The sequence below is a fragment of the Actinomadura logoneensis genome (assembly GCF_003428695.1).
In the GTDB taxonomy this organism is placed as follows: Bacteria; Actinomycetota; Actinomycetes; order Streptosporangiales; family Streptosporangiaceae; genus Spirillospora; species Spirillospora logoneensis.
Map to the genome: position 1 here is coordinate 1 of NZ_QURH01001001.1, position 11,804 is coordinate 11,804.

General features: G+C 73.1%; 9 protein-coding genes. 6 read left to right on the plus strand and 3 right to left on the minus strand.

The window, feature by feature from the left end; genetic code table 11:
• From DZF91_RS34305 to DZF91_RS34330, 6 genes are all read left to right on the plus strand, one after another.
• On the plus strand, positions 1-3,473 hold a 3,473-nt coding region (locus DZF91_RS34305), incomplete at its 5' end, for a multifunctional oxoglutarate decarboxylase/oxoglutarate dehydrogenase thiamine pyrophosphate-binding subunit/dihydrolipoyllysine-residue succinyltransferase subunit (protein WP_117361199.1).
• Between the two features lie 75 nt (positions 3,474-3,548).
• A complete protein-coding gene (locus DZF91_RS34310; protein WP_117361200.1) occupies positions 3,549-3,734 on the plus strand; it encodes a DUF6104 family protein in 186 nt (61 codons plus the stop codon).
• Between the two features lie 205 nt (positions 3,735-3,939).
• Positions 3,940-4,746, plus strand: coding sequence for a DUF4097 family beta strand repeat-containing protein (locus tag DZF91_RS34315; RefSeq protein WP_117361201.1), 807 nt, complete (start codon positions 3,940-3,942; stop codon positions 4,744-4,746).
• A gap of 10 nt (positions 4,747-4,756) precedes the next feature.
• On the plus strand, positions 4,757-5,512 hold the full coding sequence (locus DZF91_RS34320; protein ID WP_117361203.1) for a PadR family transcriptional regulator: 756 nt from the start codon (positions 4,757-4,759) through the stop codon (positions 5,510-5,512).
• 182 nt (positions 5,513-5,694) lie between these two features.
• Positions 5,695-6,069 (plus strand): type II toxin-antitoxin system RelE/ParE family toxin, encoded by a 375-nt coding sequence (locus DZF91_RS34325; RefSeq protein ID WP_117361204.1) that lies wholly within the window; start codon positions 5,695-5,697, stop codon positions 6,067-6,069.
• Entirely contained in the window at positions 6,066-6,401 is a 336-nt protein-coding gene (locus tag DZF91_RS34330; protein ID WP_117361205.1) for a helix-turn-helix domain-containing protein, read from the plus strand. Before DZF91_RS34325 ends, DZF91_RS34330 begins: the two co-directional genes overlap by 4 nt.
• 34 nt (positions 6,402-6,435) lie before the next feature.
• On the opposite strand, the gene DZF91_RS34335 is transcribed toward DZF91_RS34330, so the two are convergent.
• From DZF91_RS34335 to DZF91_RS34345, 3 genes are all read right to left on the minus strand, one after another.
• Entirely contained in the window at positions 6,436-7,248 is an 813-nt protein-coding gene (locus DZF91_RS34335; protein ID WP_117361206.1) for an alpha/beta fold hydrolase, read from the minus strand.
• A gap of 116 nt (positions 7,249-7,364) precedes the next feature.
• Complete coding sequence (locus DZF91_RS34340; protein ID WP_117361207.1) at positions 7,365-8,333, minus strand: zinc-binding dehydrogenase; 969 nt, start codon at positions 8,331-8,333, stop codon at positions 7,365-7,367.
• A gap of 22 nt (positions 8,334-8,355) precedes the next feature.
• The gene (locus tag DZF91_RS34345; protein WP_117361208.1) at positions 8,356-11,610 is read right to left on the minus strand and encodes an NACHT domain-containing protein; all 3,255 of its coding nucleotides are present in this window, start codon (positions 11,608-11,610) and stop codon (positions 8,356-8,358) included.
• Positions 11,611-11,804 lie beyond the last annotated feature (194 nt).

Here is an 11,804-nt window from a genome sequence, read left to right on the forward strand (position 1 = left end):
AGGCCGCGCCGCCGACGGCGGCCCCGGCGCCGAAGGCCCCGGCCGGCGCTGACGCCAAGAAGGCGGACGCCAAGAAGGCGGCCAAGCCCGCCGCCCCGCCCGTCCCCCCGGGCGAGCAGGAGAAGCTGCGCGGCGTGGCGGCGCGCACGGCCCAGAACATGGACCTGAGCCTGTCGGTCCCGACGGCCACGTCCGTGCGCGCGGTGCCCGCCAAGCTGTTGATCGACAACCGCATCGTCATCAACAACCACCTCAAGCGCGGGCGCGGCGGCAAGGTCTCGTTCACCCACCTCATCGGGTTCGCCATCGTCAAGGCGATGGCCGCGATGCCGGAGATGAACCACGCCTACGCCGAGGTCGACGGCAAGCCGACCCTGATCCGGCCGGAGCACGTGAACTTCGGCCTGGCGATCGACCTGCAGAAGCCGGACGGTACCCGGCAGCTGGTCGTCCCGTCGGTGAAGGCGGCCGAGACCCTCGACTTCCGCCAGTTCTGGGCGGCCTACGAGGAGATCGTCCGCAAGGCGCGCGGCAACAAGCTGACGCTGGACGACTTCCAGGGCACCACGATCTCGCTGACCAACCCCGGCACCATCGGCACCGTCCACTCGGTGCCGCGGCTCATGCCGGGCCAGGGCACGATCATCGGCGTCGGGGCCATGGAGTACCCGGCCGAGTTCTCCGGCGCGTCCGAGGAGACCCTCGCGCGCATGGGGATCAGCAAGGTCATGACGCTGACCTCGACGTACGACCACCGGATCATCCAGGGCGCCCAGTCCGGCGACTTCCTGCGCCGGATCCACCAGCTGCTGCTGGGCGAGGACGGCTTCTACGACGAGATCTTCGCCGCCCTGCGCATCCCGTACGAGCCGGTGCGCTGGGTCAAGGACATCTCGGCCACGCACGAGGACGACGTGGCCAAGGTCGCGCGCGTCCACGAGCTGATCCACGCCTACCGGGTCCGCGGCCACCTGATGGCCGACACCGACCCGCTGGAGTACACCCAGCGCCGCCACCCGGACCTGGACATCCTCCAGCACGGCCTCACCCTGTGGGACCTGGAGCGCGAGTTCGCGACCGGCGGGTTCGGCGGCAAGCCGACCATGAAGCTGCGCGACATCCTCGGCGTGCTGCGCATGGCCTACTGCCGCACCATCGGCATCGAGTACATGCACATCCAGGACCCGGAGGAGCGCGCCTGGATCCAGGAGCGCGTCGAGGTCCCGCACGACAAGCCGAACCGCGAGGAGCAGCTGCACATCCTGCGGCGGCTGAACAGCGCCGAGGCGTTCGAGACGTTCCTGCAGACCAAGTACGTCGGCCAGAAGCGGTTCTCGCTGGAGGGCGGCGAGTCGCTGATCCCGCTGCTCGACTCGGTGATCTCCGCCGCCGCGACCGAGCGGCTGGACGAGGTCGTCGTCGGCATGGCGCACCGCGGCCGGCTGAACGTGCTCGCCAACATCATCGGCAAGTCCTACGGGCAGATCTTCGGCGAGTTCGAGGGCAACCTCGACCCGCGGTCCGCGCAGGGCTCCGGCGACGTCAAGTACCACCTGGGCGCGCAGGGCGACTTCACCGGCGCCGACGGCTCCACCATCCACACCGAGCTGGTCGCCAACCCGTCCCACCTGGAGACGGTCGACCCGGTGCTGGAGGGCGTCGTCCGCGCCAAGCAGGACCTGCTGGACGTCGGCGAGGCCGGCTTCACCATCCTGCCGATCCTGATCCACGGCGACGCCGCGTTCGCCGGCCAGGGCGTGGTCGCCGAGACCCTGAACCTGTCGCAGCTGCGCGGCTACCGCACCGGCGGCACCGTGCACGTGGTGGTCAACAACCAGGTCGGCTTCACCACCGCGCCGGAGTACTCGCGGTCCAGCGTGTACGCCACCGACGTGGCCCGGATGATCCAGGCGCCGATCTTCCACGTGAACGGCGACGACCCCGAGGCGTGCGCCCGGGTGGCGAGGCTCGCGTTCGAGTACCGCCAGACGTTCAAGAAGGACGTCGTCATCGACATGATCTGCTACCGGCGCCGGGGCCACAACGAGTCGGACAACCCCTCGTTCACCCAGCCGCTGATGTACGACCTGATCGACGCCAAGCGGTCGGTGCGCAAGCTCTACACCGAGGCCCTGATCGGCCGCGGCGACATCACGGTCGAGGAGGCCGAGGCGGCGCTGCGCGACTACCAGGAGCAGCTGGAGCGCGCGTTCACCGAGACCCGCGAGGCGGCCAAGAAGCCGCTGGAGCCGGGCGCGGTCGTCAAGCCGGACGTCGAGGAGATCATCCCGATCGACCACGGCGCGGCCGGGTCGGCGATCTCCGCCGAGACGGTCAAGCGGCTGATCGCCTCCCAGGTGACGCTGCCGGAGGGCTTCTCGGTGCACCCGCGCCTGCAGCCGATCCTGCAGCGCCGCGTGCAGTCGGTCGACGACAACGCGATCGACTGGGCGACCGGCGAGCTGATGGCCTTCGGGTCGCTGCTCATCGACGGGCACCCGGTCCGGCTGGTCGGCCAGGACTCCCGGCGCGGCACCTTCGGCCAGCGGCACGCGGTGCTGGTCGACCGCAAGACCGGTGAGGAGTACACGCCGCTCAAGCAGTTCGGCCAGGGCACCTCGAAGTTCTACGTGCACGACTCGCTGCTCAGCGAGTACGCGGCCATGGGCTTCGAGTACGGCTACTCGATGACCCGCCCGGACGCGCTGGTCGCGTGGGAGGCCCAGTTCGGCGACTTCGCCAACGGCGCCCAGTCGGTCGTGGACGAGTACATCTCGTCCGGCGAGCAGAAGTGGGGGCAGCGCTCCAGCGTCGTCCTGCTGCTGCCGCACGGCTACGAGGGCCAGGGGCCGGACCACTCGTCCGCGCGCATCGAGCGCTACCTGCAGCTGTGCGCGCAGGACAACATGACGGTCGCCTACCCGACCACCCCGGCGAACTACTTCCACCTGCTGCGCTGGCAGGTGCTGTCCGGCCGGGGCAAGCCGCTCATCGTGTTCACGCCGAAGTCGCTGCTGCGGCTGAAGGCGGCCACGTCCGCGGTGTCGGAGATCACCGAGGGCGCGTTCCAGCCGGTCATCCCGGACGCGAACCCGGGGATCGACCCGGCGAAGGTGCGGCGGGTCCTGCTCACCACGGGCAAGATCTACTACGACGTGGTGGCGCAGCGCGAGAAGCTGGGCCGCGACGACGTGGCGGTCGTGCGGGTCGAGCGGCTGTACCCGGCCCCGGCCGAGGAGATCAAGGCCGAGCTGGCCAAGTACCCCTCGGACGCCGAGGTCGTCTGGGTCCAGGACGAGCCGGCGAACATGGGCGCCTGGCCGTTCATGGCGCTGAAGCTGCCGCACCTGATCGACGGGCTGCGGATGACCCGGGTGTCGCGCCCGGCGTCGTCCTCCCCGGCGGTCGGCTCGGCCAAGCTGCACCAGGCCGAGCAGGAGGCGCTGCTCGGCCGCGCGTTCGGCGACAAGTAGCGGAAGAGCACGGCACGACGAGGGGGTCCCGGCGCGGCTGCGCCGGGACCCCCTCCCGTGTCGGGACGGAGGATCATGTACTTCACCGATCGGGGCATCGAGGAACTGGCGGAGCGGCGCGGCGAGGAGTCGGTGAGCTTCCACTGGCTGGCCGAGCGGCTGCGCGAGTTCGTGGACCTGAACCCGGAGTTCGAGACGCCGGTCGAGCGGCTGGCCACGTGGATGGCCCGGCTGGACGACGACGATCCCGACGACGAGTGACCGTTCCCGGCCCCCGCTCCTCCCCGGTCGCCGGAGGCGGGTGACACCGCGTCCCGGCGGGGTATGCCGAGGCGGCGGCGCGCCGCGTCCCGCGGGGGCTCCGCCGGAAAGAAACGCGATACATCTTGACTTTCGATCAACGCGACATATCGTGTTGAGTCACAGAGGTCCGCAGGATGGCCGCTCGGACGGAGGTTGAGGCGCGATGCCGCGGTGGACGATCGACGAACCGACCACGCTGGAGTTCGACGGGGTCGTGGCGCTGCGCGTCACGCTGATCGCCGGGAGCGTCTCGGTGGTCGCCGGGACGGGGCGTCCGACCGTCCACGTGTCCGGCGTCGAGGGGCCGCCGCTGGAGGTCGCGCATGAGGCCGGGATGCTGACGGTCCGGCACGAGAAGCTGATCGACGGCGTGCTGAGCTGGCTGCGCACCCAGAAGGCGAGCGCGGTCGTCACGGTGACCGTCCCGCCGGACTGCCCCGTCGCCCTCAACGTCGTCTCGGCGGACGCCGTGGTCAGCGGCATCGCCGCCAGGACCACGGTGCGCTCGGCGACCGGCGACGTGACGCTGCACGACGTCGTCGGCCGGGTCCAGGCGAACACCGTCTCCGGCGACGTCGAGGCGCAGGGCCTCACGGGCACCGTCGACTTCGTCTCGGCGTCGGGCGAGCTCGTCCTCGCGGACGGCGCCCTGGACCGGCTGACGGCCCGCTCGGTCAGCGGCCGGATCTCCGCCGACCTGGCCCTGCGCGGCGACGGCTCGGCCGAGATCCAGTCCGGCGCGGGGGCGGTGACCGTCCGGCTGGCCGAACCCGCCTCGGCCCGCGTCCAGCTCAGTTCCGGAGCCGGCCGCGTCGAGGCGTCCTTCCCCGGCCTCGCGGCCCAGGACCGCGCCCTCGCCCGCACGCTGTCGGGGAAGCTCGGCGACGGCGCGGGCAAGCTCGTCGTGACCACCGTCTCGGGCGACGTGACGCTGCTGTCGCGCCCCGCCCACGACGCCCTGGAAGACTGAAGGAGTCGAGTTGAGCCCCGTCTTCGGCCATGGCCGCCTCCGGCTGTACCTGCTCAAGCTGCTGGAGGAGTCCCCGCGGCACGGCTACGAGGTGATCCGGCTGCTCCAGGACCGCTTCCTCGGCGTGTACTCGCCGTCCCCCGGCACGATCTACCCGCGCCTGGCCCGGTTGGAGTCCGAGGGCCTGGTCAGCCACGAGGTCGTCAAGGGCAAGAAGGTCTACTCGCTCACCGACAAGGGCCGCGCCGAACTGGAGCGGCGGATGGACGAGCTGGCCGAACTGGAGGACGAGATCACCGCGTCCGCGCAGGAGTTCGCCCGCGAGGTGCGGCAGGACGTCCGGGAGACCGTCCGGTCGCTGCGCGAGGAGCTGACCGCCGCCGCCCGCACCATGCGCGACCCGGCCAACGCCGCGTCCAAGGAGGCGTGGAAGGAGACGTCCCGGCAGCAGAAGGACGAGTGGCGCCGCCAGAAGGAGCACTGGAAGGAGGCCACCGGCCGCCAGAAGGAGTACTGGCGCGAGCAGAAGGAGGCGTGGAAGGAGGAGTGGCGCCTCAACTGGGAGGACGCGTGGCGCAACGTCACCGGCTCCCGCGACGACGTCGCCCGCCTCAAGCTGGAGCGACTGATGCGCCGCTTCGTGGAGGACGTCCGCCGCGACGCCGCCGACTCCTCCCTCGACGAGGCCGACCTGGCCGCCGCCGAGGCCCTCCTCGCCGAGACCCGCGACCGCCTCCGCACCACCCTCTTCCACCGCGACCCGTAACCCCGCCCCCCACCAGAGCCCCGAAACCACCCACGGTTCCGGGGCTTTTTTCATCCCCGCGACCAGGTGCGGACGCCGGACAGGCTCCACGCACCCCCGGCTGTCACACAACGCAACGACAGCACCACGCAATCTGGCGAAGTTCCCACGGCCGAAGTATAGTTATTCCTAAACTCCTGCAGATGGAGGAGTGGGAGATCAGAGTCACAACGGAATGGCGCCTCTGGTTCGACGTCCAGGACGAACCGACCCGACAGCAGATCATCTGGTCGCTCGACCGGCTCGCCGAGGAGGGGCCCGGCCTCGGCCGTCCGCTGGTGGACAGGATCAAAGGCTCCCGGATCCACAACCTGAAGGAGTTGCGTCCCGGATCAGCCGGGAACTCCGCGGTCAGGATCCTCTTTGTCTTCGACCCGTGGCGGGCGGCGATCCTTCTGGTCGGCGGGGACAAGTCCGGCGACTGGAACGCCTGGTATCGGCGGGCCGTCCCGGAGGCCGAGGAGTTGTTCGAGCAGTACCTCGCAGAACGCCGAGCCGAGATGGAGGGGCGGGAGTGACCGGTTTCGAGAAGTGGAGTGACCTCCGTGCGGAGGCCGTGGCGGCGGCCGGGGGCGAGGAGGCCGTGGCCGAGGCCGGCAAGCGCGTTCAGGCGTACATCGACGGGTATCGGCTCGCCGAGCGCCGGAAGGCGCTGGAACTGACGCAGACGGACGTCGCCGAACGCATGGGCGTGACCAAGGGCCGCGTCTCGCAGATCGAGCGGGGCGAGGTCGCGACCGTCGAGGCCATTGCCCGCTACGTCCGGGCTCTCGGTGGTGAACTGCAGGTCAACGCCGTCTTTGGCGACGACGTGTACATCCTTCGCGGCGCCGACCCCAGCGCGGCATGATCCGCGGCACCACCGCGCTGGGCTGACGCCGACCTCAGAGGCCGAACGCGGTGATGAGGTGGGCGGCGAAGGTTTCTGGGCGGGCGGTGGGGCCGTTGTGGGCGCCGGGGAAGAGGCGCAGGTCGCAGCCGATTTGGTCGGCGAGGACGCGTGCGGGGCGGGACGGGAGGTTGTCGCCCGTCCGCTCCCCCACCCCGAGGACGATCCGGTCGGCGAGGGGGCGCAGGGCCTCGACGTCCGGCTGGTGGGACGTGGTGTACGAGCGCAGTTCGTACCGCAGCATCAGCGGCGCGTTCGCGGTCTGGCGTTCCAGCATCGACCGGACGCGCTCGGTCTGCGGCATCTCCCGCGGCTCCATGACGTCGCCGATGGCCGCCGCGAACCGGCCGAACGCCGCCATGGGGCCGTCGGACTCCAGGGCGGCGACCACCTCGTCGGTCATGGCGCGGTGCTCGTCGGCGTCCGGCAGGACGGCGAAGGCGGGCGGCTCGTGCGCCACCAGCCGCCGGACGGTCTCCGGGTGCCGCGCGAGCAGTTCCATCCCGACGATCGCCCCGGCGCTGCCGCCGAAGACCAGGGCGTCCCGCGCCCCGAGGTGGAGCAGCAGCCGGTGGGCGTCGTCGGCCGCCACCTCGACCGTGTGCTCGGCGCGCACGTCCACGACGCTGCGCGAGTAGCCGCGCGGGTCGAGGGTGACGAAGGTGAACCGGTCCGACAGGACGTCCGCCAGGCCGTCGTAGACGGCGGCGTCGCCCGGGCCGCCGGGCAGCGCGAGCAGCACCGGCCCCTCCCCGCGCACCTCGTGGTACAGCCTCGCTCCCGGCACGTCGATCGTTCCGCTGCGCATGCGCTCTTCCTTCCTAGGGTTGCTAGGTTGTAAACTAGAGCATCTAGGTTGCGTGCGCATGCGGAAATCGCGGACGGGCGGGAACGGCGTCCCTAGGCGGCCCGGCGGGTGGCGGCTCAGACGGTGAAGACGACCTTTCCGAAGAGGTCGCCGCCGGCCATCGCGGCGAAGCCCTCGCGTGCCTCGCGCAGCGGCAGGACGCGGTCGACCGGCGGGCGCACGCCGGTCTTCACCAGGAACCGGGCGAGCCGTTCGAGCTGGTCGCGGGTGCCCATCGTGGAGCCGACCACCGACAGCTGCAGGAAGAACACCCGGTTCAGCTCGGCCGGGGGCACCTGGCCGCTGGTCGCGCCCGACACCACGATCCGGCCGCCCGGACGCAGCGACTTCAGCGAGTGCGACCAGGTGGCCTGGCCGACGGTCTCCATCACCGCGTCCACCCGCTCGGGCAGCCGCGCGCCCGGCTCGAACGCCTCGTCCGCGCCGATCTCCACCGCGCGCCGGCGCTTGGCCTCGCTGCGGCTCGTCGCGTACACCCGGTAGCCCGCCGCCGAGGCGAGCGAGATGAGCGCGGTCGCGACGCCGCCGCCCGCGCCCTGCACCAGGACGGACGCGCCGGGCTCCAGGTCGGCCCGGTCGAACAGCATCCGGTAGGCGGTCAGCCACGAGGTGGGCAGGCACGCCGCCTCCTCGAAGGACAGCTCCGCGGGCTTGGGCACCAGGTTGCGGCGCGGCACCGCGACCCGCTCGGCGAACGTCCCCGGGTAAGACTCCGACAGCAGCGTGCGCTTCGGGTCCAGGGTCTCGTCGCCGCCGCCGCGCGCCGGGTCGCCGATCACCGAGTGGACGATGACCTCGTTGCCGTCCTCGTCCACCCCGGACGCGTCGCAGCCGAGGATCATCGGGAGCCGGTCGGCGGCGAGGCCGACGCCGCGCAGCGACCACAGGTCGTGGTGGTTGAGCGCGGCGGCCCGGACCGTGACCGTCGTCCAGCCGTCCGGGACGGCGGGTTCCGGGCGCTCGCCGAGGGTGAGGCCGTCCAGGGGCTTGTCTGCATCGAGGCTCGTGGCCGTGACAGCGAACATGCCGCCACCCTAAAGGGAGCGCTTACCGGGCCGCCTGGGCGGATATGTCGTTGACGGTCTTGCGCGCCACGTCCGCGCGCGTGTCGGTGGTCGCGACGCGGACCTCCAGGGACTTCCCCGCGCGGACGGCATGGACGTCGAGCGTGTAGGCGTGTCCGTCCCACCGCTCGGCGTACCAGGTGGACGCGTCGCTCCGCCGCCAGCCGGCCCCGGCGGGCGGCGGGCACGGGCCGGAGCACGGCCGCTGCCCGACCTCCAGCTGGAACGGGCCGGTCCGCCGCCCGTCCGGCCGGTCCTCCGGACGCACGCAGTACCAGCGCTCGCCGCTCCGGACGCACTGCTCGAACACCGGCCCGCGGAAGGCGAACCCGAGGCCCGGCAGCGCCCACAGCCGCGTCCAGTCCCCCGCCGTCCACGCCGGGCCGGTGACGGTCCGCGCCGGACGCCGCGCGTCGTAGAGCCGGAACCGCTCGTCGGACGGCGGCGGAAGCGGCCCCGGCCACGGGAACGTCCTCGGCTCGTAGTGCGAGGAGGCCCGCAGTGCCCGGTCGAGGAGGTACAGCGCCCGGTCGCCCATCCGGGCGTCGGAGACCTCCGACCTGATCCCCAGCGTGTAGTCCTGCGACGACAGGACCGCCCCCGCCGACGCCTCCCGGGCGGTGGCGGACGCGAGCTTCGGCGGGCTGTTCGGAGTCGGCGCGTTCTGGCCCTGCTGGCTCACGTCGGGCATCCCGGGATCGCTGGCGACGTCCAGCGAGACCCTGACCGCGGGACGCAGCGGGTCGCCCTCCACGTACGCGCAGCCGGACCGTCCGCCGCCCGCCTCCAGCGGGACGGCGACCAGGGCGCGGACCTCCCTGCGGAGCGCCTCGCAGGCGGCGCGGTCGGCCGTCTCCGGAGGCGCCCGGAACCAGCGGACGAACCCGACGACGTGTCCGCCGTCCATGCCGGGCAGCGCGCACAGGTACAGCATCAGCAGGCACAGCGCCTGCATCGCGAGCATGGACTGCCACTCCGCCAGCAGTTGGGGCCCGGTCGGCGGACGCGGCGCACGCCCCGTCTCGGCCACGTACCGCTCGGCCATCCGGTCGCGGAGCGCGCCGTGCCGGAACCGGTACCCGCCGCCCGACCGCCGCAGGACGCCGCGCCTCCGCGCGTCCTCCAGGAAGGCCATGAGGTCGTGCGGGGTCCGGCCGCGCAGCGTCAGCCAGGCGTGCGCGACCCGGAACCGGCCCCACGCGGACAGCGTGATCCCGCCGAACCAGAGGACGGCCAGCGTCAGGACGAACGCCAGGACGAGCGGCGCGGGCTCCAGCCGGTCCTCCCAGCGCAGCGCCAGCAGGAACGGCGTGCCCAGCAGGAGCGGCAGCGGCCACGCCTGCCCCAGCACGTGGTCCCAGCCGAGCGCGAGCGCGGCGCGCCGGTCCGCGCGCAGCATCCCGGGCGGACCGGACTCCTCCGCGGGCTCGGACGCGACGCTGAACCACCACGCGAACCGGCCGAGGACGATCACACCCGCCAGCACCAGGGACGCCGCGACGAACCGGCCGAGCGGACCGTCCAGCCAGATCCCGAGAGCGGTGAGCAGCACCGCGACGCCGGGCATCGCGAAGAACCTGCCCGGCCCCGCACCGCCCGGCGCGTTGCCCGCCGCGCCGCTCTCCTGCTTCTCCAGCCTGCGCCGCCGCAGCGCGTGCCGCACCTCGCGCGGGGCTCGCAGGCGCTGCGGCGGCATCAACCACCCCTCGCGCGCGACCTGCGACCACGTCACGATGCCCAGGTAGGCGAGGATCGGGAACAGCGCCCAGGCCGCGACCGACTCCGCGTGCGGCGCGACGTCCCGCGCCACCCAGAACCGGTGCGGGATCCGGTAGCCGAGCGCCCAGACCGCGGCACCGGCCGCGACCAGCGCGGACGCGGGTCCGAGCGCGCGGACGGCGGCCGGGACCGCCTCGTCCAGCCGCCACCACTCCAGGTCGTTCTCGTCGTTCTCGCGCAGGTGCCAGGCGAGGAAGCCGACCCAGCGGCGCGCCTCCGCGCGGCCCGTCTCGTCCCGGTCGGCGTACGCGGCCGGGACGAACCGCTCCAGCAGCCGGTTCTCCACGGCCGCCGCGTCGCGCAGGCCGAGCAGTTCGGCGGGATCGTCGGACGCCCGCGCGTACGCGGCGCGCGCGAGCCCCACCATCAGCGGCGACGCCAGCGCCTCCGCGAGCGGCCCGGCCTCGTCCGCCTCCAGCGCGGCCAGCACCGGCCGCCACCGGGCGTCCGGGTCGGGGCTGGCGTCGGCGAGCGGCAGCGACGCCGTGATCTGGCCCGTGACCAGCGGCCGGAGCTCCACCACGGCCGCGTCCGCGGGCAGCACCCCGGCGTCCCGCACCGCGTCGGCGTACTCCTGCGGACGGCTGGTCAGGACCATCGGCAGCCGCGCCGATCCGGGACGGTTCAGCTCCTCCAGCGCCGTCGCGCGCGCCTTCGCCGGGATCTCGTCCAGGCCGTCCAGCACGAGCAGGACGCGGCGGGCGCGCAGCAGCCCGGAGGCCACCAGCCGGGCGTCCGCGACGGACCGTCCGAGCTCGGGGTGAGCGGCGGCGACGCGGCGCGCCGCCCAGGCCAGCAGCCGTTCGCGGGCCGGGACCCAGCCCGCGAGCGGCACCACGACGGGGACCGGGCCGTCCGGTTCGGCGTCCGCGAACCGCGCGGCCAGCGCGGTCGCGAACACCGACTTGCCCGCGCCCGGACCGCCGAGGACCACCAGCCGCCGCGACCCGACGCTCTGGATCAGCTCCGCGGCCTGCGAGAACGCGCCGTCGCGCAGGAAGTCCCCGGCCCCCGCCGCCTGCCGGACCCCGTCCGGCACACTCCACCGGACGGCGATCGCGCTGCGGGCGTCCGCGCCCGCCTGCTCCAGTTCCGCCTCGTAGAGGCCGCGGACGCTGTCGCGCAGCGCCTCGGCCCGCGCGGTCAGCCGGTCCTCGGCGACCGCCGTCCTGGCCCGGCGGGACCGCCAGATCCAGTACGCGCCGCTCCCCGCGAGCTGGAGCCCGGCCACGACGAGCAGCACGCCGAGCAGCCCCGCCCATCCGGGCAGCATGGCCAGGAAGGCCCCCAGGCCCCCGAGCAGCACGCTCGCCACGAGCGCCGGCACCGCCGGACGGTCCGGCGGCAGCCCGACGTCGTCGGCCGACGGCACGGTGATGTTGAGAGGACCCTCGTGCTTCCCCGTCTGCACCACGATGCGGGGGCTGCCGGTGACGTTGTTGGTGTACCTCTCCGTCACCGGAGACCGCCTCCCGTCCCCGCCGCCCGCACTGCCTGCCTCGTCCGCATCGTCCGCACTGCCCGCATCGTCCGCGCCGCCCACGCCGCCATGCCGCTGTCCTTGATCGCCCCGGAGGGACAACTCTCCACCAGACGCCACGGAACGGCCACCGGTTCGCCCGGAACGGGAAACGGCCCGCCCCGAGAGGGGCG